At 47.7% G+C, this 24,821-nt stretch carries 20 protein-coding genes and 1 pseudogene; 16 read left to right on the plus strand and 5 right to left on the minus strand.

Going from position 1 to position 24,821, the window contains the following annotated elements; translation table 11 throughout:
* Positions 1–376, minus strand: a pseudogene (gene tnpA, locus ACY2VT_RS12205) (IS200/IS605 family transposase); the annotation flags it as partial.
* Between the two features lie 405 nt (positions 377–781).
* Here tnpA and ACY2VT_RS12210 point away from each other — a divergent pair.
* The 4 genes from ACY2VT_RS12210 to nadC all read left to right on the plus strand — a co-directional run bounded on the left by ACY2VT_RS12210 (position 782) and on the right by nadC (position 5,524).
* Positions 782–1,996 carry an AI-2E family transporter gene (locus ACY2VT_RS12210; protein ID WP_461880083.1) on the plus strand — a complete coding sequence of 405 codons (1,215 nt, stop codon included), beginning with the start codon at positions 782–784 and terminating at the stop codon, positions 1,994–1,996.
* Between the two features lie 382 nt (positions 1,997–2,378).
* Positions 2,379–3,287 carry a quinolinate synthase NadA gene (gene nadA, locus ACY2VT_RS12215; protein ID WP_461880084.1) on the plus strand — a complete coding sequence of 303 codons (909 nt, stop codon included), beginning with the start codon at positions 2,379–2,381 and terminating at the stop codon, positions 3,285–3,287.
* A 40-nt stretch (positions 3,288–3,327) separates the two neighbouring features.
* Positions 3,328–4,704 carry an L-aspartate oxidase gene (locus tag ACY2VT_RS12220; protein WP_461880085.1) on the plus strand — a complete coding sequence of 459 codons (1,377 nt, stop codon included), beginning with the start codon at positions 3,328–3,330 and terminating at the stop codon, positions 4,702–4,704.
* Positions 4,670–5,524 (plus strand): carboxylating nicotinate-nucleotide diphosphorylase, encoded by an 855-nt coding sequence (gene nadC, locus ACY2VT_RS12225; RefSeq protein WP_461877965.1) that lies wholly within the window; start codon positions 4,670–4,672, stop codon positions 5,522–5,524. Before ACY2VT_RS12220 ends, nadC begins: the two co-directional genes overlap by 35 nt.
* 131 nt (positions 5,525–5,655) lie before the next feature.
* Here nadC and ACY2VT_RS12230 read toward each other — a convergent pair whose 3' ends face one another.
* Together ACY2VT_RS12230 and ACY2VT_RS12235 are read right to left on the minus strand one after the other, a co-directional pair.
* Positions 5,656–6,288, minus strand: a complete 633-nt coding sequence (locus tag ACY2VT_RS12230; protein WP_461874661.1) for an SdpI family protein — start codon at positions 6,286–6,288, stop codon at positions 5,656–5,658.
* Positions 6,272–6,556 (minus strand): autorepressor SdpR family transcription factor, encoded by a 285-nt coding sequence (locus ACY2VT_RS12235; RefSeq protein ID WP_461877963.1) that lies wholly within the window; start codon positions 6,554–6,556, stop codon positions 6,272–6,274. Before ACY2VT_RS12235 ends, ACY2VT_RS12230 begins: the two co-directional genes overlap by 17 nt.
* A gap of 195 nt (positions 6,557–6,751) precedes the next feature.
* Between ACY2VT_RS12235 and ACY2VT_RS12240 the strand changes: the two genes are divergently transcribed.
* On the plus strand, positions 6,752–7,933 hold the full coding sequence (locus ACY2VT_RS12240) for an MFS transporter (RefSeq protein WP_461880086.1): 1,182 nt from the start codon (positions 6,752–6,754) through the stop codon (positions 7,931–7,933).
* Positions 7,934–7,993: 60 nt separating this feature from the next.
* Here the strand turns inward: ACY2VT_RS12240 and ACY2VT_RS12245 are convergent, their stop codons facing one another.
* Together ACY2VT_RS12245 and pyrB are read right to left on the minus strand one after the other, a co-directional pair.
* Positions 7,994–8,431, minus strand: a complete 438-nt coding sequence (locus tag ACY2VT_RS12245) for an aspartate carbamoyltransferase regulatory subunit (RefSeq protein ID WP_022462761.1) — start codon at positions 8,429–8,431, stop codon at positions 7,994–7,996.
* Positions 8,432–8,450: 19 nt separating this feature from the next.
* Positions 8,451–9,371: an aspartate carbamoyltransferase gene (gene pyrB / locus ACY2VT_RS12250; RefSeq protein WP_461874666.1), complete on the minus strand. Its 921-nt coding sequence runs from the start codon at positions 9,369–9,371 to the stop codon at positions 8,451–8,453.
* A 260-nt stretch (positions 9,372–9,631) separates the two neighbouring features.
* On the opposite strand from pyrB, the gene pheA reads away from it, so the two are divergent.
* The 11 genes from pheA to ACY2VT_RS12305 all read left to right on the plus strand — a co-directional run bounded on the left by pheA (position 9,632) and on the right by ACY2VT_RS12305 (position 24,208).
* Complete coding sequence (gene pheA / locus ACY2VT_RS12255) at positions 9,632–10,762, plus strand: prephenate dehydratase (protein WP_461877961.1); 1,131 nt, start codon at positions 9,632–9,634, stop codon at positions 10,760–10,762.
* Positions 10,763–10,838: 76 nt separating this feature from the next.
* Entirely contained in the window at positions 10,839–12,167 is a 1,329-nt protein-coding gene (locus tag ACY2VT_RS12260; protein WP_461877960.1) for an ATP-binding protein, read from the plus strand.
* A gap of 81 nt (positions 12,168–12,248) precedes the next feature.
* Positions 12,249–13,790 carry a Ppx/GppA phosphatase family protein gene (locus ACY2VT_RS12265; protein WP_461874669.1) on the plus strand — a complete coding sequence of 514 codons (1,542 nt, stop codon included), beginning with the start codon at positions 12,249–12,251 and terminating at the stop codon, positions 13,788–13,790.
* An 18-nt stretch (positions 13,791–13,808) separates the two neighbouring features.
* The gene (locus tag ACY2VT_RS12270) at positions 13,809–15,995 is read left to right on the plus strand and encodes an RNA degradosome polyphosphate kinase (RefSeq protein WP_461880087.1); all 2,187 of its coding nucleotides are present in this window, start codon (positions 13,809–13,811) and stop codon (positions 15,993–15,995) included.
* Between the two features lie 359 nt (positions 15,996–16,354).
* A complete protein-coding gene (locus ACY2VT_RS12275; RefSeq protein ID WP_461880088.1) occupies positions 16,355–17,509 on the plus strand; it encodes an ABC transporter ATP-binding protein in 1,155 nt (384 codons plus the stop codon).
* 55 nt (positions 17,510–17,564) lie between these two features.
* A complete protein-coding gene (locus ACY2VT_RS12280) occupies positions 17,565–18,392 on the plus strand; it encodes a carbohydrate ABC transporter permease (RefSeq protein ID WP_461877969.1) in 828 nt (275 codons plus the stop codon).
* A 74-nt stretch (positions 18,393–18,466) separates the two neighbouring features.
* Positions 18,467–19,306, plus strand: a complete 840-nt coding sequence (locus tag ACY2VT_RS12285; protein ID WP_461880092.1) for a carbohydrate ABC transporter permease — start codon at positions 18,467–18,469, stop codon at positions 19,304–19,306.
* Between the two features lie 66 nt (positions 19,307–19,372).
* On the plus strand, positions 19,373–20,794 hold the full coding sequence (locus tag ACY2VT_RS12290) for an ABC transporter substrate-binding protein (protein WP_461880089.1): 1,422 nt from the start codon (positions 19,373–19,375) through the stop codon (positions 20,792–20,794).
* 121 nt (positions 20,795–20,915) lie between these two features.
* Positions 20,916–21,644 (plus strand): glycerophosphodiester phosphodiesterase, encoded by a 729-nt coding sequence (locus ACY2VT_RS12295; protein ID WP_461874674.1) that lies wholly within the window; start codon positions 20,916–20,918, stop codon positions 21,642–21,644.
* Positions 21,641–22,465, plus strand: coding sequence for an HAD-IIA family hydrolase (locus tag ACY2VT_RS12300; RefSeq protein ID WP_461880090.1), 825 nt, complete (start codon positions 21,641–21,643; stop codon positions 22,463–22,465). Before ACY2VT_RS12295 ends, ACY2VT_RS12300 begins: the two co-directional genes overlap by 4 nt.
* Before the next feature lie 186 nt (positions 22,466–22,651).
* Complete coding sequence (locus tag ACY2VT_RS12305; protein ID WP_461880091.1) at positions 22,652–24,208, plus strand: ABC-F family ATP-binding cassette domain-containing protein; 1,557 nt, start codon at positions 22,652–22,654, stop codon at positions 24,206–24,208.
* The last annotated feature ends 613 nt before the right edge of the window (positions 24,209–24,821 follow it).

Consider the following 24,821-nt stretch of genomic DNA (forward strand, 5'->3'; position numbering starts at 1 on the left):
CACTGACCGTTACTGCACAATAAGACGGATTCCACAAATGCCCTCCCCACAGCTCTTTCTTTAATTCTGGATGTGAAAGAAACATCTGACGCGCAAGATTCCCCTTCATGATTTTGATCATATCTGAAATATAAAACTATGGTCTGCAGTCTACAAGCAGATGAACATGGTCCGGCATAACCTCCATAGCCAGAATTTGAAATTTATATTCCCGTGCAAGACCTTCCAGCATTTCTTTGCATTCCACATCAATTCCATCTTTTAAAACCTTTTTTCTATACTTGGTACACCAAACCAGATGATACTGCAGAGAGTATACATATCCTCTACCATATGAAAGATCATTTTTATTAATTGTAAACATATCTTTTCCCATAAAAACATTATACCATATACATAGGAATATATCAAACATTTGTTCTTCTTTTTGCCAAAAATCTTGCGCGTCTAACTCATCACTAAAGTAACGAGAATGCGACGCGCCGTTTTCAAAAATAATTTCAAAAATCTTGACAGAGGTACCGATTCTGTTATACTATTAGGTTTAATAAAGGGGAGTAACCTACGTTTGGAAATTTGCGTTTGCAGTGTCGTCAGTACGGTGGAAACATCCGGCACTACATGGAAATGGTGAGACTTTTATTGCATTTTCTGTTATGCAATAATAGTTTCTTTTTTTATTTATCATTGCTGTGTATATTTGTATGCGTTTGCAAGTCTTCCGATCATTCAGCTGCTTAAATGGATACGCATGAAATTAAAAAAGATGAGGAGAATGATAGTGGATATAAGTAAAATATCTGTAAAAAAAATCCGGGAACTTATTGTGTTTACAGCATTTCTGGTGGTCGCACTGTGGAAGTTTGATGTGGTGCTCGATGTGTTGAAAGTAATATGGGGGATCGTATTTCCCTTTGTACTTGGCGGAGCGATCGCATTTGTGACCAACGTGCCAATGAGCTTTTTGGAAAAGAAAATTTTTGGAAGGGCAAAAAAAGAAAATAAGATAGTCAAAAAACTGGCAAGACCGATAAGCCTGTTCCTTACGATCATATTTGCGGTTGGCGTGATTGTACTGGTGATGTTTGGTGTGATTCCGCAGCTTACGCGGACAATGGGAACCCTGATGATGAGTATCACTGATTTTATTCCGCAGATGCAAAGCTGGATCCGGGAGTTTTCCCATAATAACCAGGAAATCATGAAGCTTGTAGATCAGGTACAGTTTAATCCGGATCAGGCGATCAAGTGGGGGATAAGCCTGCTTGGAAATGGCGCAGGAAATATGATGAATACCACAATGTCAGCAGTGGGTTCCATTGTTAGTGGAGTGGCAGCCTTTTTTGTTGCATTTTCATTTGCCTGTTATGTCCTTTTTCAGAAGGAAACGCTGCAGGTGCAGATTCGAAAAGTATTTTTCGCTTTTCTTCCAAAGGAAAAAGCAGATGTTTTTTTTAAAGTCTGCTCTCTGACTTATCGGACATTTGCAAATTTTCTTGCAGGTCAGTGTCTGGAAGCCGTGATCCTTGGCGGTATGTTTGTTGTTATATTGAGCATTTTGAGGATGCCATATGCACTTTTGATCGGAGTTTTAATTGCGTTTACGGCATTGATCCCGATTTTCGGAGCCTTCATCGGGTGTGCTGTGGGAAGCTTTTTAATCTTTATGGTAAATCCGAAACAGGCAGTTTTATTTATTGTAGTATTTCTGGTGCTGCAGCAGATCGAGGGAAATCTGATCTATCCTCATGTTGTGGGTGAGTCTGTAGGGCTTCCATCGATCTGGGTTCTTGCAGCAGTTACGATCGGCGGAAACCTTATGGGAATTGTAGGTATGCTTGTTTTCATCCCATTGCTTTCCGTGTTCTATACTATTTTTCGGGAATTCGTATATCTGCATCTGAAAAAAAAGCATATCAAACAGGTGACAAAGACAGAAATAGAAGAATATACGACGGAAGAAATTGTAAATAGTGACATATCAGAGGTGAAATGATAGAATCCCATCTTTGACAGCTGTAAGGTGATAAAACGGTTACAAACCCAGTAAATATGGGTATTGTGGCCGTTTTTCTTGTGGATCATTATTTAACCGTTAAACTTCCGGGTGTTTTCATAGCAATCCCAGAAAATAATGCAAAAATTCAGCGCTGCAGAACGTGAATTACGGCGTCACGAATTTTTATATCTTAGACAAGTATTTCCTATGATAGACCACAGGGAAGGGAAAGGCAGGAAAGAAAAAAATGGACAATGGATATTACAACTGTCTTGTCACATGACAAAAGTTGTGGTATACTAAGCGCTAAAGTGTTAAAAAAATATCACGATCCAGAGTTCTGAATCGTGATAGTAAAAATAGGAAGGAAACCAAACCAATGGATACCAGAAGAGAAAAGCTGGAAGCATTAAAGAAAGAAAAAAACGCCGTCATCATGGCACACTATTACGTGCCGGATGAAGTGCAGAAAATTGCCGATTACATCGGAGATTCGTATTACTTAAGCGACATGGCGACGAAAGTGGACGCCAGTGTCATTGTTCTCTGCGGCGTTCGTTTCATGGGTGAGAGCGCCAAAATCTTAAACCCGGGCAAGAAAGTACTGCTCCCGGATCTGCATGCCGACTGCCCGATGGCCCACATGGCAGCAATTGAAAAAATCGAAGAAGTCCGGAAAGAGTACCCGGATGTGGCTGTCGTATGCTATGTCAATTCCACTGCGGAATTAAAAAGTCATTCCGACGTCTGTGTCACCTCCTCCAACGCAGTAAAAATTGTAAAAGAACTGCCGAACCACGACATCTTCTTTATCCCCGATGAGCATCTTGGAACCTATGTGGCTGAACAGGTGCCAGAGAAACATATCATCTTAAATGACGGCTTCTGCCACGTACATGCTGCCATCCGTCCGGAAGCTGCAAAGGCTGCAAAGGAAGCGCGCCCGCAGGCAAAACTTCTCGTTCACCCGGAGTGCAGAAGTGAAGTCGTTGCACTTGCCGATTACGTCGGAAGCACTGCAGGCATCATCAAATATGCCGAGGCAAGTAAAGATACCGAGTTTCTCGTTGCAACCGAGCTTGGTGTTTTCGCGGAGCTGAAAAAGCGCTGCCCGGATAAGAAGTTTTATGCAGTGGGAAATACGCAGATCTGCCCAAATATGAAAAAAGTGACATTGGACAAATTAATAGAAGCACTGGAAAACGAGGAGAATGAAGTTCTGTTAAGCGAACAGGAAATTTCAGACGCACATGCGCCGCTGTTAAGAATGCTCGAGCTTGCAAAGTAACAAAATAAGCAGAACGCAGAAGCGGAAAAGAGGAAATGAAATGAAAAAGTATTATGATGCAGTGATTGTAGGATGTGGTGTGGCAGGATGCTTTGCGGCACTTCATCTGCCCCAGGAAGCCGATATTCTGATGATAACAAAAGCAGATACCGAGGACAGCGACTCCTTCCTCGCACAGGGCGGTATCTGTGTTCTGAAAAACGAGAGCGATTACGATGCGTTCTATGAAGATACAATGCATGCCGGGCACTATGAAAATACGCCGGAATCCGTCGACATTATGATCCGTTCTTCCCGAAATGTCATCAATCAGCTCATCGCCTGGGGTGTGGATTTCCGCCGCGATGAAAACGGGGAACTCTGCTATACGAAAGAAGGCGCACATTCTACCAACCGCATCCTGTTCCACGACGATGTAACCGGAAAGGAGATTACGAGCAAGCTTCTCGCGCAGGTAAAAAAGCTGCCGAATGTAACGCTTCTTGCGCACACGGAAATGTGTGATATTCTTTCCTGCAAAAATGTCTGCGAGGGTGTTCTGATCCGGGATGAAGAAGGAAAGCTGATTCCGGTTTATGCCAAGGATGTGATCTGGGCATGTGGCGGCATCGGTGGAATTTATGATAATTCCACGAACTTCCCGCATCTGACCGGAGATGCACTTGCAATTGCAATTCACCGGAATGTAGCACTGAAAAATGTCAATTATGTACAGATTCACCCGACGACGCTGTATTCCCAAAAGAAAGGCCGCCGTTTTCTGATTTCCGAATCTGTCCGCGGAGAGGGCGCTGTACTGCTCGATAAAAATGGCGAGCGTTTCACCGATGAGTTGCAGCCGCGTGACGTGGTGTCCCGTGAGATTCACCGCCAGATGGAAAAGGATCACACGAAGCACGTATGGCTTTCCCTGAAAACGATTCCGCTCGATGTAAAAGAACGGTTCCCGAATATTTACCAGAAATGTCTGGAAGAGGGATATGATATCACAAAAGAACCGATCCCGGTCGTGCCGGCACAGCATTACTTTATGGGTGGCGTCAAGGTAGACAGCAATAGCGAAACGACGATGGATCATCTGTATGCAGCAGGAGAGACGAGCTGCAACGGAGTGCACGGTGCAAACCGTCTGGCAAGCAATTCTCTGCTGGAGAGCCTCGTATTCGCAGAGCGCGCGGCAAAGAAGATGGCTGCCGAATGGGCCGCAGAGGGTCTTGCAGAGAACGCAGACCGCAAAGAAACGGCAACAGAGCCGAAGGAAGATGAATGGAAGCTCCTTGCAAAACGGTACGATATTAGAAAAGAAGATTACCAGAATATGGAAGAATACGCAGAACGCTGCAAAGAGAGCATCTGGGATGCGATCAGAAAGGAAGATGAATATGAATCCAATCACAAGAACACTAAATGTGGATAATCTGCTGCTTTTGGCACTGCAGGAAGATATCTCCAGTGAAGATGTAACCACGAATGCTGTTATGCCAAAAGCCTGCCAGGGAACGGTACAGCTTCTCTGCAAACAGGACGGCGTTATTGCCGGTATGGAAGTATTTGCAAGAGTATTTACTCTGCTCGATGAGAAAACCGAGATTATTCCGTATGTGAAAGACGGAGATGAAGTCAAAAAAGGCGATCTGCTCGCAACCGTAAACGGCGATATCCGCGTTCTGCTGTCCGGTGAGAGAACTGCGCTCAATTATCTGCAGCGGATGAGCGGAATCGCAACGTATACGAGAAGCGTTGCGAAACTGCTCGAAGGTTCCAAAACGACCCTTCTCGACACCAGAAAAACGACCCCGAATATGCGTATTTTTGAAAAATATGCAGTCAAAATCGGTGGCGGCCAGAATCACCGCTACAATCTGTCCGATGGCGTTCTGTTAAAGGACAACCATATTGGAGCTGCAGGCAGTGTCACAAAAGCGATCGAGATGGCACGCGATTATGCTCCGTTTGTGCGCAAGATTGAAGTCGAGTGCGAAAACCTTGATATGGTTCGGGAAGCAGCGGATGCAGGTGCCGATATTATCATGCTCGACAATATGACTCCGGCGCAGATGAAAGAGGCGGTAGCCGTCATCAACGGCAGAGCAAAAACGGAATGTTCCGGAAACGTGACAAAAGAAAATATCGCCACAATCCTCGACACCGGCGTAGACTATGTTTCCAGCGGTGCACTGACGCATTCTGCGCCGATTCTTGACGTATCATTGAAAAATCTGCATCCGGTAGAATAAGGATAAAAAAGAATCATTTCCTTACAGACATAAAAAAGCTTCTGTTCTTCCCGGAAAACGGGAAAGAACAAGAAGCTTTTTTACTTTACAGGAAACTTCGTTGAATGTCCTTATTTAAAAGCCCTCCGGGTTTAGATTCCTTTTTGAAACAGGAGAAAGGAATATCCGATCGGAATCAAAACCAGCGCTGCGATCGTGAGAAATAAAATCCATTCAAGCTGCAGAAAGCTGTTTACGATCATGGCAACGCCGCCGATGATCCAAACCCAGCCGGCAAGGCGATGGGTGCGGTTCCAGTTTTCCTGACTGTGAAGGGTCCATGGAACCTTGATGCCGGTTGTGTAGTTCTGTTTGCATTTTGGCATGTAATTGCCGATGAAAACAAAGAGAAGACCGACAATCCCATTGGCAACAAAACCGATATCAACTGCGATGCCGACTGCGTTTGCATAGATGGAGCAGCAGACAATCAGGGAGGTTACAGGTATGATCCACAGAACAAGACGGATCATCTTCGGGCCGATGTTCTGCCGCTTCGGATCAGAAAAAGTGAAAACAGCGGAAAAAATCTGCAGAGCAGCAAGAAACAGAGGAATACCGATCACTGCCATCGGTTTGCTGCTCCAGCCGTTTGGAACATTGTTTGTGCCAAAATGGGTGGCAATGGTGTCCGGCATACGATTCCAGAGCAGAAGTCCAATCACCATCGGAAAAAGAGAAATGAGTGTTGTCAGAATCAGAGTTGTTTTATATTTTTTCCACATCAGAAGTGCCTCCTTTGAGCTCTGAAATCCAGAGCATGATTTCTTCCAGGACGGAAGTGTTGAGTTCATAATAAATAAAATTTTTTTCCCGGGATTCCAGCACAAGGTCTGCTTTTTTCAGAATACCGAGATGGTAGGAGATGGTTGCGCCTGTCATATCAAAGTGCGATCCGATCTCCCCGGCAGAAAGCCTTCCGTTTTTCAGAAGCTCCAGGATCCTTCGACGGGCAGGATCGGAGAGAGCTTTAAACGTTTCTGCGAATGCCATGGAAACCTCCTTTCCAGCAGTATGAATGCAATCTAATTAGAAATTCATCTAAATACTTTTTATCACAGAGAAAGCGAAAAGTCAATAAGCATTTCGAAAAAAATCTAAATAGTTTTGTGATTGATTTTAAGTTGCTATTTTCAGCGGAATACGCTACGATAAGGGAAAAGCTGTAGAAAAAGGGGGACAAAAAACATGAAAAAACACCTGTCCGTGCGCTACGGCACGATTCAGGGCTGCTACTGGATGGGATTTGCGGCACTGATGGGATATGCCAGCGTCTATCTTCTCGAAAAAGGCTTCACAAACACACAAATCGGCCTTCTGACGGCAGTTGGCTGTATCCTGTCAGCGGTTCTGCAGCCTGCGTTGGCATCCTACGCAGATCGGCCGGAAAGCCCGTCCGTACGAACAATGCTCCTTGGAGCGAACCTGATTCAGCTTGTTCTTGTCATTTTCCTTACTGCAACGGCAGAAAGCAGTTCTATGGTGGTAAGGACACTGCTGTACGGCACAAGCATTACGATGTTGATGCTGATGATTCCGTTCGTAAATTCCCTTGGTATGGAGACAATCCGCCAGGGAGAGAAACTTGATTACGGAATCGGGCGCGGCATGGGTTCCGTTGCGTATGCGATTGCATCATGGTTGCTCGGCCGACTGACCGCATCGTTTGGAGCAGATGTCATTCCGATCTGGGCTGTCGCACTGACCATTCTCTTCCTCATCTGCGTATTTCGCTTTCCGTTTAAAAAGGACAGGAAAAAAGCAGAAGCAGAAAAAGAAAAGACAGGCGCAGCAGGTTCTGTCGATTTTCTGAAACGGTATCCGTCCTTCGCAGTAGTACTGCTTGGCTGTATTCTGATCTTTACGTCGCATAACCTGATCAACAGCTTCAATTATCAGATTGCAATGGCAAAAGGAGGCGGCAGCGGTGAGATGGGAAATGCAATGACCATCTCTGCGGTTTCTGAGCTGCCGACGATGTTTCTGTTCGGCTATCTGCTGAAAAAGAAGAGCAGTGTTTTCTGGTTCCGCCTTTCCGGCCTGTTTTTTGCCCTGAAAAGCATGGGAACCTTCCTGGCCTTTAATATTCCGACGTACTACGCTGCTCAGCCGTTCCAGATGTTCGGCTGGGCGCTGATCAACGTCGCCTGCGTCTATTACGTAGACGGCATCATGGAGCCGCAGGATTCGATTAAAGGACAGGCATATATGGCGCTGACCATTACCGTAGGAAATGTGATGAGCTCCCTGTTTGGCGGCTGGCTCATTGACGTAGCAGGAGTTGGCTCGATGTTGATTTGTGCATCCCTGGCGGCCTTCATCGGCTGGTTGATTGTGTGCCTGGGTTCGAAGGAAGCAAAAACTGCATAGGAAAGATAAAAGAAAGCGCCCGAAACCGAACGTGGTTCCGGGCGCTTTGCCGTACAGAGCTTATTTATTTCTGTTTCCTGTATACTTCTCGTCACAGTATTTGCAACGGTAAACCTCTTTTTCCGGGTCAGCCAGGATAAAGACATGTTTTAATCCCTGCTCAATAGAGGTGATACAGCGCGGGTTTTTACATTTAATCACATCAACCACCTGTTTCGGCAGATGAAGTTCTTTTTTCTCCGTAATCTCGCCATCTTTAATGACATTGACAGTGATATTGTGATCGATAAAGCCTAAGATGTCAAGATCCATCTTATCAACCGAACACTCAACTTTCAAAATGTCCTTTTTTCCCATTTTTTCACTTTTGGCATTTTTAATAATGGCTACGGTACAGTCCAGCTTGTCCAGTCCCAGATCATGGTAAATGGTCATAGCCTTTCCTGCTTTAATATGGTCGAGCACGAAGCCCTCTTCAATACGTCCTACGTTCAGCATAACGAAAGATGCTCCTTTCTTAATCGACTTTGATGTTCAGCAGCGTCAGAATCAGGGCCATACGTGCATAAACACCGTACTGAACCTGTTTAAAGTAAGCAGCGCGCGGGTCATTATCCACGTCGACGGAGATCTCATTGACACGCGGCAGCGGATGCAGAACCAGCATTTCCGGAGAAGCAAGATCCATTTTGGACTGATCCAGAATATAGAAATCCTTCATGCGGATGTAATCATCCTCGTTGAAAAAACGTTCCTTCTGTACACGGGTCATGTAAAGGACATCCAGCTTCGGGAGAACATCTTCCATTTTAATAACTTCCTCAAATGGAACATTGTTTGCGCGCAGCACATCATCACGGATGTAATCCGGGAGACGAAGCTCCTCCGGGGAGATTAATACAATTTTAATGCCGGTATAACGAACCAGCGCTTCAATCAGGGAGTGAACCGTTCTGCCGAATTTAAGATCGCCGCAGAAACCGATGGTAAGATTGTTCAGGCGACCCTTTAAAGAACGGATGGTAAGAAGATCGGTAAGAGTCTGCGTCGGATGCTGGTGTCCGCCGTCACCTGCGTTGATGACAGGAATACGGGAGTACATCGATGCAACGAGCGGAGCGCCTTCTTTCGGATGACGCATGGCACAAATGTTTGCAAAGCAGGATACCACGCGGATGGTGTCGGCTACGCTTTCGCCTTTAGAAGCGGAAGAAGAATTGGCAGAAGAAAAACCAAGAACAGTACCGCCAAGATTCATCATGGCAGCCTCAAAGCTGAGACGGGTGCGTGTGCTTGGTTCATAAAATAAAGTAGCAAGTCTTTTGCCATCGCAGGCATGTGCATATTTCTCCGGGTTCTGTTCAATATCGTTTGCCAGATCCATTAACTGATCCAGTTCTTCGACAGAGAAATCAAGGGGACTCATTAAGTGTCGCATATATTACCTCCTATGAAGATCCTATTTTTTCTGTGTTCCACCTTAACACAAAACCACGATAAATGCAAGATAAAAAATGGCGGGAAAAAGGTCGAAAAGCAGAGCAATATGAAATGTGAAAAAATAAAGTGAAATAGCAGCCAAAAAGGGAAAAGATTGTACAAAAGCCGAATTTCGGGAGATCTTTTCTTGTAAATTAAACAGAGATGGAGTAAAATATTGATATCTGCAACAAACGCAGAGCAGCAGGAGGAACTTATATGTTAGACTTAGGAAAAATCCGCGACGAGATCGATGTCACCGATGACGAGATCGTCCGCCTGTTTCAGCACCGGATGGCGCTGGCGGCGGAAGTTGCGCAGTACAAGATAGAGACAGGAAAAGCCGTTTTTGATGCGGAACGTGAGCGCCAGAAGCTGGAAAAGCTGACAGGCGAGGGAACAAATGCATTCAATACAAAAGGCATCCAGGAGCTGTTCCAGCAGATCATGTCGATCAGCCGGAAGCGCCAGTATCAGCTGCTGACCGAGAACGGCGGCGAGGAGATGACCGATTACACACAGGTTGACCATCTCCCGACGCACGGCAGAAGAGTTGTCTTCCAGGGTGTGGAGGGCGCCTACAGCTTCGGTGCCATGAAAGAATTTTTCGATGATACGATCATGAGTTTCCACGTAGACACCTGGAAAGAGGCGATGGAGGCGATCACAAAAGGCGAAGCCGATTACGCCGTGCTTCCGATCGAGAACTCTACCGCAGGCATCGTATCCGACATTTACGATCTTCTCGTGGAATACCCGCACTACATCGTCGGCGAGCAGGAGCTGCCGGTCGAGCATGTGCTGATGGCACTGCCGGGTGCGAAAGTTGAGGACATCCGTACCGTGATTTCCCACCCGCAGGCACTGGCCCAGTGCCGCCGCTTCCTCGATTCCAATGAAAACTGGAAGACAGAGGAACGCCTCAATACCGCCGCAGCAGCAAAAGAAGTATCTGAGAGCGGTGATCTTACGATGGCAGCTGTCGGAAGCCCGTACGCTGCCGAGCATTTCGGACTGCAGATCTTAAAAGAAGGCATTTTTGATGCCCAGGGAAATACGACACGCTTCGTTATCATTTCCGGCCAGAAACGTTTTGTGAAAGATGCGCAGAAAATCAGTGTGTGCATGGAGCTGCCGCACCAGAGCGGTTCTCTTTACAATGCGCTGGCGCACTTTATCTACAACGATCTGAACATGACCAAAATCGAGTCCCGCCCGATTCCGCAGCGGAAATGGGAATACCGTTTCTTCGTGGACTTCGAGGGAAACTTAAGCGATCCGGCAGTCAAAAACGCACTGCGCGGACTGCAGGCGGAATCCGCAAAATTCCGGATTTTCGGAAATTATTAATCCAAAAGAGAGGGCCGTACCAAGCGGCCTTTTCGCATAAATAAAATGAAAAACGACAGGAAGGAAGAGACAAAAGATGATTAGAATAGAAGAATGTATCCTCTACCGCGATTTTGCAGAGGGAGAGGTACTGCACGATATGACGATACTGGTGGAGACTTACAAAAAACTGGTCAATGCTCAGATTTCTTTAAAGGACCGCCGGTTCCGCGAGAACATGAGCACGTATGAGCCGCAGTTTTACGAGGCACTGAACCGTCTCGTTGAGATGGCAAACCGCTACGGATTCTCCGGAAACCTCTGGCACGATTATCTGACATATCTACTGGTCAACAAAGAAAATGCATTTTCTACCTCCTGCGAGATCGTCGGAAAAGTCGAGGGAAGCATCAACCAGATGGCAAAACATGATTTTGTCCGTTTCAAAGAGCTGTTTGATTTCGATATTTGTGTTTTCGACGAAATTTTCGAATCCGGTGACGCTTCCGTCATCAGCGATTACGAGAACACCGACAGTCCGAACAAGCTGTTCAACAAAGAAGTCCGCGACCGCATCTGCGAACTGGCCATCCGTCTTGCAAAAGCAGAATCTGTCGACGAATTTATGGATGATATGATTCAGTTCTACAAAGACTTTGGAGTAGGAAAACTGGGACTGCACAAAGCATTCCGCATCGCACACGTTGGCGAAAATGTTGAGATCATCCCGATCACCAACATCCCGGATGTGCGCCTTTCCGACCTTGTCGGCTACGAAATTCCAAAGCAGAAGCTGATCGACAACACGAAAGCGTTCGTCGAGGGCAAAAAAGCCAACAACTGCCTGCTCTTCGGTGATGCCGGAACCGGAAAATCCTCCAGCATTAAAGGTATCCTGAATGAGTATTACGATCAGGGACTTCGTATGATCGAGGTTTACAAGCACCAGTTCCAGGATCTGAACGAGCTGATTGCGCAGATCAAAAACAGAAATTATAAATTCATTATCTACATGGACGATCTTTCTTTCGAGGAGTTTGAGATCGAGTACAAATACCTGAAAGCCGTGATCGAGGGAGGGCTGGAAAAACGCCCGGACAATATCCTCATCTATGCGACCTCCAACCGCCGCCACCTGATCAAGGAGAACTACAGCGACAAAGAGGGAACGAGACAGGATATGCACACCTCCGATACGGTACAGGAGAAGCTGTCCCTGGTATACCGCTTCGGTGTCAGCATCTATTTCGGTGCGCCGGATAAGAAAGAGTTCCAGAAGATCGTTTCCGTTCTGGCAGACCGCTACGGCGTGAAGTTAAGCGAGGAAGAGCTTTTAGCAGAAGCAAATAAATGGGAATTGTCCCACGGCGGTCTTTCCGGCCGTACCGCACAGCAGTTTATCGATTATCTGCTCGGAAAACAGTAAAAAGAAAAAGGTCAAAAAGTCCGCTTGGTATTGGGAGCGGGCTTTTTGGGATATCCTTTGAAAAAGAAGGAGGAAGCGTATATGCAGTATTCCACATTTGCTGCCATTGATATCGGCAGCTACGACGTCATTCTGGAGATTTTCGAGATCTCCAAAAAGCAGGGTATCCGAAGCGTGGATAAGATCTGCCATCGGATGGAGCTTGGAAAAGATACGTACACGCTGGGCAAAATCCGCCCGGAGATGGAAGAGGAGCTCTGCCGTGTACTCGCAGATTTTGTGCGGATCATGGAGGGCTACCGCGTGGATGCTTACCGCGCCATGGCTTCGAGCGCAATCAGTGAGGCGGCGAACAGCCTCTATGTCCTTGGAAAAATCCGTCAGCTGACCGGTCTTTCCGTCACCGTCCTTTCCAACTCGGAGCAGCGTTTCCTTGGCTACAAGGCGCTTGCGGCGATGGAGGACAATTTCAACAAGGTCATCGAAAAGGGAACTGCGATTCTCGACCTCGACGGCGGCAGTTTTCAGATTTCCCTGTTTGATAAGGACGCCCTTGTGACAACACAGAATATCCGTATGGGTAGTCTTCGTGTCCGTGAGCGCCTCGCCGGAATCCAGAGCGAGACGGAACACTATGAGGAGATGGTCGAGGAACTGATCTGGAATGAAGTGTCGAGCTTCAAGAAGATGTATCTGAAAGACCGCAAAATCGAAAATATCATGCTGATTGGCGATGTTTTCACGGACAGTGTCTACCAGAATATCGAGGAGAAAACGACAAAAATCATTTCCCGTGAGAATTTCAACACCTGGTATGAAAAGATCATCCGCCAGTCACCGATGGAGCTGGCTGTCAAGCTTGGCATCCCGCTGGAGAATGCTTCGCTGATGTACCCGTCCGCCGTGATCTACAAATGTCTGATCGACATGATGGAGGCAGAGCATGTATGGATCCCGGGCGTGCATATGACGCGCGGCATCGCATACGAATATGCGGAGCAGATGAAGCTGCAAAAAGGCAGCCACAACTTTGAAAATGATATTCTGATGGCGGCAAAAAACATCGGAAAACGGTATGCAGTAAACCGGCCGCACGTCCAGAATCTGGAGATGACGGCGCTTGCCATGTTTGATGCGACGAAAAAGATGCACGGCATGAAAGAACGTGAGCGGCTGCTGCTCCGGATGGCGGTGATGCTGCACGATGTCGGAAAATACATCAGCCTTAATAATGTAGCGGATTCTTCCTATAATATTATCATGTCAAACGAAATCATCGGACTGTCCCATATTGAACGGGAGATGGTCGCACTGATTGCAAAATACAATACGGCGGCGCTTCCGTCCTACGATGAACTGGTGATGGAATCATCGCTCAGCGCCGAGCAGTATCTGACGGTATCGGAGCTGACCGCGATTGTCCGCCTGGCAAACGCACTCGACCGGAGCCATCTGCAGAAAATCCAGTCGATCCGCGCTGTCTTAAAAGAGCGGGAACTGCATCTGTCTCTGACGGTCAACCGTGATTTTACGCTGGAGCAGGGACTGTGCCAGGAAAAATTAGATTTCTTTAACGAGGTATTCAGCATACAGCCGGTTATCAAACTGAAACGGCAGATGTAAGTAAGGAGGGGAAGAAAGATGGATATTACACCATATAAGAAACCAGAATATTTCCGAAACCGCGAACTCAGCTGGATCAGCTTTGATGAGCGTGTTCTGAACGAAGCGCGAGACAAGAGTATTCCGCTGTTTGAGCGTCTGAAATTTATCAGCATTACCTCCTCCAACCTGGATGAGTTTTATATGGTCCGCGTGGCATCCTTAAAGGATCAGGTGCATGCGAATTATACGAAAAAGGATCTGTCCGGCATGAACGCAAAAGAGCAGCTTGCCGAGATCAGCAGGCGGACGCATGAGCTGGTGCAGCTGCAGTACAATACGTATAACCGTTCCGCGGTTCCTTCTCTGGAGCATGTGGGGCTTACGATTATCAGCGAGCATGAGAAGCTGACGAAGGAGCAGGCGGAGTATGTGGATTCTTATTTTGAGGAGAACATTTACCCGGTTCTGACCCCGATGGCGATGGATTCTGCCCGCCCGTTCCCGCTGATCCGGAACAAAACACTGAATATCGGTGCGCTGGTGCAGAAGAAAGACGATTCGCTTCTGAGCCGTGCGGAGGAGAAAAAAGAGAAGAAGGGCAAGGAGAAGGAAAAAGAGAAAGAACTGGAATTTGCGACGGTTCAGGTTCCATCTGTCCTGCCGCGCTTTATTCTGCTTCCGCAGGATGAAGAAACCGGCCAGCGGTATGCGATTCTGCTGGAGGAGATTATCGAGCGGAACATCGGAAAGCTGTTCTTAAGCTACGATGTGGTCTGCGCACATCCGTACCGCGTTATGCGGAATGCGGATCTTTCGATTGACGAGGATGAGGCTTCGGACCTGTTAAAAGAGATCCAGAAACAGCTGAAAAAACGCCAGTGGGGCGAGGTGATCCGGCTGGAAGTGGAAGATAAGATGGATAAACGGCTCCTGAAGATGCTGGAAAAGGAGTTCGATATCGACGAGGATGATCTGTTCCGGATTCCGGGACCGCTCGATCTGACGTTCCTGATGAAGATGTACGGGCTCGACGGTTTTGACGAGTATAAGATTCCGAAATATACACCGGCGGCGGTTTCGGCGCTGATGAATGACGATGATATTTTCACGAATATCCGAAAAGGAGATATTCTGCTGCATCACCCCTATATGACGTTTGACCCCGTGGTACAGTTTGTCCAGCAGGCGGCGAAGGACCCGGATGTGCTGGCAATCAAGCAGACGCTGTACCGTGTGAGCGGCAATTCTCCGATTATCGCGGCGCTGGCGCAGGCGGCGGAGAACGGCAAGCAGGTTTCGGTTCTGGTGGAGCTGAAGGCGCGGTTTGACGAGGAGAATAATATTGTCTGGGCAAAGATGCTGGAAAAAGCGGGATGCCATGTGATTTATGGTCTTCTGGGGCTGAAGACGCACAGTAAGATTACGCTGGTGGTCCGCCGCGAGGAGACGGGGATCCGCCGGTATGTGCATCTGGGTACGGGTAATTATAATGATTCGACGGCGAAGCTGTATACGGACTGCGGCCTTCTGACGTGTAATGCGAAGATCGGCGAGGATGCGACGGCGGTCTTTAATATGCTCTCTGGTTATTCGGAGCCTGACCGGTGGAATAAGCTGGTGGTGGCACCGCTCTGGATGAAGGACCGGTTCCTGCATTTGATTGCGATGGAGGAGGAGCATGCGAAGAAGGGGCAGAAGGCGCACATTGTGGCGAAGATGAACTCTCTTTGTGACCGGGATATTATTGCGGCGCTTTACAGTGCTTCGGCGGCCGGGGTGAAGATTGATCTGATTATCCGGGGTATCTGCTGTCTGAAGGTTGGTATTCCGGGAGTGAGTGAGAATATTACGGTACGGTCAATTGTGGGTAATTTCCTGGAGCATGCGCGGATTTTCTATTTCTACAGCGGTGGAAATGAAGAGGTGTTTATGGGAAGTGCGGACTGGATGCCGAGAAATCTCGAAAAGAGAGTTGAAATTGTTTTTCCGGTGGAGGATGAACAGATTAAGAAAGAAGTGATGCATATTCTGGATGTGCAGATGAAGGATAATGTGAAGGCCAGTATTTTACAGGCGGATGGGGCGTATGTGAAGCCGGATAAGCGGGGTAAGGTGCTGGTGAATTCACAGGAGTATTTCTGCAAGGAGGCGACGGAAAGAGCGGAGAAACCGAAAGAACAGGAGAACAGCAGGGTGTTTGTGCCGGCGGAACCGGTGGAGTAGGTTCTGAACTGGGGACGGACGCCCCGTAACGCACACAAGGGCGGTGCGCGGTTTCAGGAGCGCCCACTGCGTTGAGTAGAATGAAAAAGTGAAAGTGTAGTGGCTTTGATGTGAGGCTGCTACACTTTTTTTATTTGTGCAGGGAATGAGAAGAAACGTGCGTAGAATTTTACAAAGAATTTTCGTGCGTGAAAAGGCGGAAAAGCAGGAAACAGGGGCGGGTGATTGCGGAAAAAGTAAATGGTTTTGTAAAGTGACCGGTTATTTTATTAACTGGGATTTTACAGGCGGGTGGTGGTGGGCTTTACGGAAAGGAGGATATAATGTGTCTCGGACAAGACGAGGAGGAAGAAAAACGAATGTCAAATATTGTATTGAAGAATGTCTGTAAATCGTATGATAAGGAGCATTACGCAGTAAAAGATTTTTCCCTGGAGATTCCGGACCGGGAGTTTGTGATTTTTGTTGGACCTTCGGGATGCGGAAAATCGACGACGCTGCGGATGATTGCAGGTCTTGAGGAGATCACGGGCGGCGAACTCTGGATTGATGGTCAGCTTTGCAATTACGTCGAAGCAAAAGACCGTGACCTTTCGATGGTCTTTCAGAACTACGCACTCTATCCAAACATGACCGTATATGAAAATATGGCGTTTTCCCTGAAAATCCGGAAACAGCCGAAGAATGAGATTGATAAGAAGGTTCATGAAGCGGCGAAGATGCTTGGCATTGAGCATCTGCTGGACCGGCGGCCGGCGGCGCTTTCCGGCGGGCAGAAGCAGCGTGTTGCGATCGGAAGTGCGATCATGAGACGGCCGAAGGCGTTTTTGATGGACGAGCCGCTGTCGAACCTGGATGCGAAGCTGCGGGCGCAGATGCGGGTGGAGCTGGCGAAATTACATAAAGAACTGAAAACGACGATGATCTATGTTACCCATGACCAGACCGAGGCGATGACGCTTGGAACGAAAATTGTGGTCATGAAGGACGGAGTTGTCCAGCAGGCGGATACGCCGGAGCAGATTTACCGTCATCCGGCCAATAAGTTTGTGGCAGGCTTTATCGGAGCGCCGAGTATGAACTTTATGGAGACGATGGTAACAGAGAAAAACGGAGCCGTTTATCTGGAAGCAGACGCAGGGGTTTCCCTTCGGGCGGAAGGGGAAAACGAGATGGTGCTTCGACGGAATTACCTTGGAAAAATGGTGATCTTAGGACTGCGGCCGGAGGACCTGCAGGAGAAAGCGACGGCAGAAGTGCATGGCATCTGCAGCAGAGAGAACCGTGTTAAAGCGTTCGTGGAACTGCGCGAGATGATCGGCGCAGAAGCATATCTTCATATGCATGCCGGAAGAAACCAGCTTACCGCACGGGTTCCGTCGGAAGCGCCGGTTGCGGTAAAAGAATACATCACGCTGTACGCCGATATGGAAAAAGCGCAGATCTTTGATCCGTTTACCGAAGAAAATATTTTATGTCCGCCGACAGCAAAAGAAGAACGCGCGACGGCGTAAGAAGGAGTAAAAAGTGAAAAAAGCAATTGAAAAGTGTAAAAAAGCAGAAGTCTATATGTACCTGATCCCGAGTCTGGTGATCTTTGGAATCTTTCTGTTTTATCCATTCTTTAAAACCATTTACCTGAGTCTTTATAAGACCAACAAGCTCGGGGAAGCAAAACTGTTCGTAGGACTGGAGAACTACAAAAATCTGTTATCCTCCCCGTCCTTCTACAACAGTCTCTGGGTAACACTGGAATTTGTAGCGATCGTTGTAGTCGGCAGCATGGCACTCGGTCTTTTAGGAGCAGTTCTCTGCAGCAAGGCATTTCCGGGTATCCGTGTATTCAGTACCTCGTACGCACTTCCGATGGCGGTGGCCTCCAGTTCCGGTGCGATGATTTTCAAAATCATCTTAAACCCGACGATCGGTATTGTAAACAAATTGCTCCATGTGAGCATCAACTGGGTCAGTGATCCGAAATATGCGCTGATCTGTGTGGCAGTTCTGACCGCATGGCTGAACAGTGGCATCAATTTCCTGTATTTTTCTGCAGGACTTGGAAACATCGACGATTCCATCTATGAACGTGCATCTGTGGACGGAGCCAATGCAGTGCAGAAGTTCTTCAAACTGACTCTGCCGGGACTTTCCCCGATCATGTTCTACACTCTGGTTGTCAACATCATTCAGGCATTCCAGTCCTTCGGCCAGGTCAAAATCCTGACGCAGGGAGGACCGGGAGAATCCACTAACCTGATTGTATATTCGATTTACCGCGATGCATTTTTCAACTATCGATTTGGAAGCGCAGCCGCACAGTCCGTCGTTCTGTTTCTGATTGTCATGGCACTGACGCTTGTGATGTTCCGTATCGAAAAGAAAGGGGTTAAATACTAATGTCTACTATAGCAACAACGATTGCCGGGCCGAAAACGTATTCTGCAGAGGAACTGCAGGCGCTGCACCTGGCGATGAATGCGAAAGCAAAAAGAAAGAAAATGATCCAGAAAACAGCACTGATCACGATCAACCTGATCGTCTGCCTCTTTATGCTGTTCCCTCTGCTTTACACCATCAGCGTAGCGTTCATGCCGTCCGGCGAGCTCTACACGATGGCCATGAATCTCATTCCGAAGCATCCTACTTTGCAGAACTTTGTAGAAGCCTTTCATAAAATTCCGCTGGTCCGCTTTGTATTGAACTCTTTCCTCGTAGCAGGAAGCATTACCCTCGGACAGATCGTAACGTGTTCTCTTGCGGCCTTTGCCTTTTCCTTCCTGAATTTTAAAGGAAAAAATGTTCTGTTCATGCTGGTCATGGCAACCATGATGGTACCGGGCGAGGCAACGATCATTTCGAACTATCTGACCGTGGGAAGCCTTGGACTTCTGGATACTTACATCGTTCTGATTCTGCCGTCTCTTACTTCTGCGATGGGAATTTTCCTGTTCCGTCAGTTTTATATGACCTTCCCGATCTCTCTTTATGAATCGGCGAAGCTGGACGGATGCGGAAATCTGCGGTTCATCGTAAAAATTCTGATGCCGCTGACAAAATCCGCCATGGGCGCGATGGCAGTTTATACCTTTATCAATGCCTGGAATATGTACATGTGGCCGCTTCTGGTCACCGGATCCGACAGCAAGCGTACCGTACAGATCGGTATCAGCATGCTGAACAGCGTCGACGCACAGTCCATCACATTGATGCTGGCAGGCGTGGTCATGATCATTATTCCATCCATTTCCATCTTTATCGTAGGCCAGAAGGCCTTAATCAAAGGAATGTTTTCAGGAGCAGTCAAAGGTTAAAGACGACTGATTTCCTGTGGAACAGAAAATAGAATAGAAAATATCACGAAAAACGAGGAGAAAAAAATGAAGAAAAAAGTGATTGCATCGATTCTTGCCGCTTCTATGGCAGCTATGGCGCTTGCCGGATGCGGAAACGGAAAAACAACAGGAGAAGCACAGCAGGATACCGCAGCATCCGAGGCTTCTGTAAGCACAACAGCAGGCAGCACAGCAGACGGAGCAGCAGCACCGGATTTAACACAGGATACCAATGGAACAACCATCACCTTCTGGCATTCTATGGGCGGCGTCAACGGCGAGGCGATGGATTACCTGGTCAATAAATTTAATGAAGAAAACACCGACGGAATCACTGTCGAGGCTGTTTACCAGGGGGAATACGATGATACGATCAACAAACTGAAGAGTGCGCAGATCGGAAACATGGGAGCAGATCTCGTACAGATCTACGATATCGGAACCCGTTTCATGATCGATTCCGGCTGGGTCATCCCGATGCAGGAGCTGATCGATGCAGACGGCTACGATGCTTCCCAGATTGAGCCGAACATCGCTGCTTACTATACCGTAAACAACGAACTGTACTCCATGCCGTTCAACTCATCCACACCGATCCTGTATTACAACAAAGATATGTTTGATAAAGCAGGCATCACAGAAATCCCGACCAGCCTGGAAGGCATCCTTGCCATCGGCGATGACCTGAAAACAAAAGGCGGAGCAGGAGAACCGCTGGCGCTTTCCATCTATGGATGGTACTTTGAGCAGTGGCTCTGCAAGCAGGGACTTTCCTATGCAGACAATGGAAACGGCCGTGACGCAGCAGCAACCGCAGTTGAGTTTGATTCCAACGGCGGCGCACTCAACATCTTAAATGAGTGGAAAGCCCTGAATGACGCAGACGTTGCACCGAACGTAGGCCGTTCCGGAAGTGATACCGCAACAACAGACTTTACCTCCGGAAAAGCAGCGATCACCCTTGGCTCTACCGCATCCCTGAAACAGATTTTACAGGATGTCAACGGCAGCTTCGAAGTTGGAACCGCATATTATCCGACCATCAAAGAAGGCGATGAGGGAGGTGTTTCCATCGGAGGCGCATCTCTCTGGGCACTGAACAATAACGATGATGTCAAAGCAGCCGCAACCTGGAAATTCATCAAATTCCTGATTTCCCCGGAATCCCAGGCATACTGGAATGCGCAGACCGGCTACTTCCCGGTAACAACAGCCGCTTATGATGAGCAGACCTTCAAAGACAACGTAGCACAGTATCCGCAGTTCCAGACCGCAATCGATCAGCTGCACGATTCTAAACCGCAGTACGCAGGCGCACTTCTCTCTGTATTCCCGGAGGCAAGACAGATTGTAGAAACCGAGATCGAGAACATGATCAACGGAAGCGAGACACCGGAGCAGGCAGTAGACTCCATGGCTTCCCAGATCAACAGCTCCATTGAGGATTACAATCTCTTAAATGAGTAAAAGCCGCGCTTTACAAAAGCAGGATTTCGTCCTATAGTGAAGATAACAAAAACCCCGAAAAACGCGTCGGAGCCGGAATGCTTCGGCGTGTTTTTCGGAAGAAAAGAGAGGACAAAATAAGATGAGAACAAAAGTATGGGCACACAGAGGTGCCAGCGCATATGCACCGGAAAACACAATTGAAGCATTTCTTCTTGCCGCAGAGCAGGGAGCAGACGGCGTAGAGCTGGATGTACAGCTGACCAAAGACGGTGAGATGGTTGTGGTACACGACGAAGAGATCGACCGCGTCAGCGACGGCAGCGGACTGGTGAAGGATTATACGCTGGCAGAACTGAAAAACTTTCATTTTAATAAAACACACCCGGAGTACGAGAATGCAAAAATTCCGACACTCCGCGAGGTGTATGAGGCATTAAAACCGACCGGCATGACGATCAACGTCGAGCTGAAAACCGGCATTTTCTGGTATGAAAATCTGGAAGAAAAGGTACTCGCACTGACAAAAGAGATGGGAATGGAAGACCGCGTGATTTATTCTTCTTTTAACCATTACAGCATTGCAAAAATTCTGGAACTGGATCCCAAAGCAAGCACCGGCATTCTCTACGCAGATGTAATTTATGATGTCGTGAACTATGCGAAAAAGATCGGAACGGGAGCACTCCATCCGGCAACCTATCATGTACAGATGGCAGATTTCCTGCAGGAGTATGTGAAAAGCGATCTCGCTGTCCATGTATGGACGGTCAATGACAAGGCAGAAATCAACCGCCTGATGGATGCCGGCGTTGATGCCGTCATCACCAATTACCCGGATGTGGCGGTTGCCTGCCGCAGGGCGAAGTGACACCGATCAGCGAAAAGAAACTGTTTCTCCTGGATATCGACGGAACCATCTGCGTAGGGAGCCGTCTGATTCCGGGAGCAGACCGGTTTTTAAACGGACTGGCGGAGCATGGCGGGGATTTCGTATTTATCACCAATAATACGACGATGAGTGTTGCAGATTACCAGAAAAAATTTGCAAAGCTCGGGATTCCGACGACGAAAGAAAACTTTCTGACGGCATCGGTGGCAACGGCACATTATCTGAAACAGAAGTACGGAACCCACCTGGTTTACGTGCTTGGCACGGATTCCCTGATCCGGGAGCTGGAGAACTTCGGTGTACAGACGACCCGCGATCCGAAAACAGAGGGGATTGCGTGTGTCCTTGCAAGCTATGATAATGAGCTGACGTATCAAAAATTAGTGGACATCTGCCGCCTGCTTTCCGAACATCCGGAACTCGATTACGCGGCGACGAATCCCGACTACGTCTGCCCGATCGAATTCGGCTATGTGCCGGACTGCGGTTCCATCTGCGAGATGATCGAGCGCGCCGTCCACCGCACACCGACTTATATCGGAAAACCGGGTACACGTATGATCGAAATGGCACTTGCGATGACGGGATGCAGCCGCGATGAGGCCGTTCTCGTGGGTGACCGCCTCTACACTGACATTGCCTGCGCCAACATGGCGGGGGTATCGGCAGCGCTTGTGCTGTCCGGTGAATCGACGCGGGAGGATCTGCGGAATTCACAGTATCTCGCGGAGTATGTTTATCCATCGGTAAAAGAAATGTATGCAGAGTGGATGTACGGACAGAGAAAGAAATGTTCCTGAAAATACAGATATTTTTGAGAAGACTTCTATCCTTTATGGAGGTCTTCTTTTTGTTTTCAAAACAGGGCAGCTTTCCCAAGAAAATGCTTGCCAAACCCGGCGGATTCCCTATATAATAATCCAGACTGTGATTTTAAGAACTTTAAGAAAAGAACCGGATTTGCATAATAAAAGGAGAATTTTCAAATGAGCATTTTAAATGTAGAACACCTGTCCCACGGTTTCGGTGACCGTGCGATTTTTGAAGATGTGTCGTTCCGCCTGTTAAAAGGCGAGCACATCGGACGGGTAGGCGCAAACGGCGAGGGAAAATCGACGTTCATGAACATCATCACCGGAAAATTGATGCCGGATGAAGGAAAGGTTGAGTGGGCAAAAAATGTCCGCGTCGGCTATCTTGACCAGCATACCGTTCTAGAAAAAGGCATGACGATCCGCGATGTATTAAAAAGCGCCTTTTCCTGGCTCTACGAGATGGAAGAGCGGATGAACACGATCTGCGACTCCATGGGCGATGCCTCCGAGGACGAGCTGAATGCAATGATGGAAGAACTCGGCGTAATCCAGGAGATGATGGATGCGCATGATTTTTATATTCTGGATTCCAGAATCGAAGAGATCGGCCGCGCTCTCGGTCTGGAAGAGATCGGCTTGGAGCGCGATGTCACCGAGCTTTCCGGAGGACAGAGAACGAAAGTCCTTCTGGCAAAACTTCTGCTCGAAAAACCGGACATCCTGCTTCTTGATGAGCCGACCAACTATCTGGACGTGGAGCACATCACCTGGCTGAAACGATATCTCGAGGAGTATGAGAACGCCTTCATCCTGATTTCCCACGATATCCCGTTCCTGAACAGTGTCGTCAATCTGATCTACCACATGGAAAACAAAGAGCTGAACCGCTACGTCGGCGATTACGATCATTTCCAGGAGGTCTATGCGGTCAAGAAAGCACAGAAAGAGGCCGCCTACAACCGCCAGCAGCAGGAGATCAGCGAGCTGAAAGATTTTGTGGCGCGGAACAAAGCCCGCGTGGCAACCCGAAACATGGCAATGTCCCGCCAGAAAAAGCTCGATAAAATGGATGTCATCGAGCTCGCAAAAGAAAAACCGAAGCCGGAATTCCATTTCCGCACCGCCCGCACCTCGGGCCGCTTCGTTGTAACCGCAAAAGAACTCGTCATCGGCTACGAAGAGCCGCTCTCCAAGCCGCTGACCTTCGCGGTTGAGCGCGGAGAAAAAATCGTCCTCACCGGTGCCAACGGAATCGGAAAGACGACCCTCTTAAAGAGCATCCTCGGCCTGATCCCGTCCCTTGGCGGCAGCGTCGAGCTCGGCGATTACCTGGAAATCGGCTATTTCGAACAGGAAATGCCAAAAGGCAACACCAACACCTGCATCCAGGAGATCTGGGAAGAATTCCCATCCTACACCCAGTACGAAGTCCGTGCCGCCCTCGCCAAATGCGGTCTTACCACCCAGCACATTGAAAGCCTCGTGCGTGTTCTCTCTGGAGGCGAGCAGGCCAAAGTGCGCCTCTGCAAGCTCATCAACCGCGAAACCAACCTCCTCGTCCTCGACGAGCCGACCAACCACCTTGATGTGGATGCGAAAGACGAGCTGAAAAACGCCTTAAAAGAATACAAAGGAACCATCCTCATGGTCTGCCACGAACCAGAATTTTATGACGGTCTGGCAACCAGCGTATGGGACTGCTCGGAGTGGACGACGAAAGTGATTTAATTATATAGGAAGAAAAAACAGCAGAAAACAGATTTTCAGAGAAGCGTTTTCTGCTGTTTTTTACATTTTATAAATAGTCAGATAAAATATTGAATATGCAGAATTAACTATATTTTTCTAAAAATAAGAAAATTCGAAAAAAGGTGTTGACTTTTGCTTTTGACGGTGTTATTATAACTAAGCTGTCAGCGAGAGCTACAGTGAATGAGTTCTTTTGAAACAGAAAAACCTAGTTCGGAGCCGGGTGGCTGCCGCGGGTTGCAAAAACTGCTTCAAAAAACTTAAAAAAGTTCTTGACAAAAGCAAATGAGTTTGATAAAATAAACGAGTTGCTGATCGAGAGAACAGCAAAGAAGTTCGAAAGAGCTTCAAAAAAATAAATTAAAAAAGTTCTTGACAAACGAAAAGTTCTGTGGTAAAATAAGCGAGCTGATCCGAGTCGGAACGGCAGAGATCCTTGATAATTAAACAGTGAAACACATCCTCGAAAGTTCTGAATAAGTAATTCAAAACGATCGAAAGATCCTTTAAAACAGTAAAAGGGATAAATTAGCTAGTATGTTGATTTTGAACTTGGAACAAACATTTTATCAGAGAGTTTGATCCTGGCTCA

Source organism: Fusicatenibacter sp., assembly GCF_050872605.1.
Classification (GTDB): Bacteria; Bacillota; Clostridia; order Lachnospirales; family Lachnospiraceae; genus Fusicatenibacter.

Bases quoted from the DNA above. Each gene is read 5' to 3' on its own strand.
- ACY2VT_RS12230 (WP_461874661.1), bottom strand. From the start codon at position 6,288: ATGTGGAAAAAATATAAAACAACTCTGATTCTGACAACACTCATTTCT.
- ACY2VT_RS12245 (WP_022462761.1), bottom strand. From the start codon at position 8,431: ATGCTGAACGTAGGACGTATTGAAGAGGGCTTCGTGCTCGACCATATT.
- ACY2VT_RS12220 (WP_461880085.1), top strand. From the start codon at position 3,328: ATGAAAAAGTATTATGATGCAGTGATTGTAGGATGTGGTGTGGCAGGA.
- ACY2VT_RS12295 (WP_461874674.1), top strand. From the start codon at position 20,916: ATGAGAACAAAAGTATGGGCACACAGAGGTGCCAGCGCATATGCACCG.
- pyrB (WP_461874666.1), bottom strand. From the start codon at position 9,371: ATGCGACACTTAATGAGTCCCCTTGATTTCTCTGTCGAAGAACTGGAT.
- ACY2VT_RS12305 (WP_461880091.1), top strand. From the start codon at position 22,652: ATGAGCATTTTAAATGTAGAACACCTGTCCCACGGTTTCGGTGACCGT.
- ACY2VT_RS12290 (WP_461880089.1), top strand. From the start codon at position 19,373: ATGAAGAAAAAAGTGATTGCATCGATTCTTGCCGCTTCTATGGCAGCT.
- ACY2VT_RS12275 (WP_461880088.1), top strand. From the start codon at position 16,355: ATGTCAAATATTGTATTGAAGAATGTCTGTAAATCGTATGATAAGGAG.
- nadA (WP_461880084.1), top strand. From the start codon at position 2,379: ATGGATACCAGAAGAGAAAAGCTGGAAGCATTAAAGAAAGAAAAAAAC.
- pheA (WP_461877961.1), top strand. From the start codon at position 9,632: ATGTTAGACTTAGGAAAAATCCGCGACGAGATCGATGTCACCGATGAC.
- ACY2VT_RS12285 (WP_461880092.1), top strand. From the start codon at position 18,467: ATGAATGCGAAAGCAAAAAGAAAGAAAATGATCCAGAAAACAGCACTG.
- ACY2VT_RS12280 (WP_461877969.1), top strand. From the start codon at position 17,565: ATGTACCTGATCCCGAGTCTGGTGATCTTTGGAATCTTTCTGTTTTAT.
- ACY2VT_RS12235 (WP_461877963.1), bottom strand. From the start codon at position 6,556: ATGGCATTCGCAGAAACGTTTAAAGCTCTCTCCGATCCTGCCCGTCGA.
- nadC (WP_461877965.1), top strand. From the start codon at position 4,670: ATGAATCCAATCACAAGAACACTAAATGTGGATAATCTGCTGCTTTTG.
- ACY2VT_RS12270 (WP_461880087.1), top strand. From the start codon at position 13,809: ATGGATATTACACCATATAAGAAACCAGAATATTTCCGAAACCGCGAA.
- ACY2VT_RS12240 (WP_461880086.1), top strand. From the start codon at position 6,752: ATGAAAAAACACCTGTCCGTGCGCTACGGCACGATTCAGGGCTGCTAC.
- ACY2VT_RS12265 (WP_461874669.1), top strand. From the start codon at position 12,249: ATGCAGTATTCCACATTTGCTGCCATTGATATCGGCAGCTACGACGTC.
- ACY2VT_RS12260 (WP_461877960.1), top strand. From the start codon at position 10,839: ATGATTAGAATAGAAGAATGTATCCTCTACCGCGATTTTGCAGAGGGA.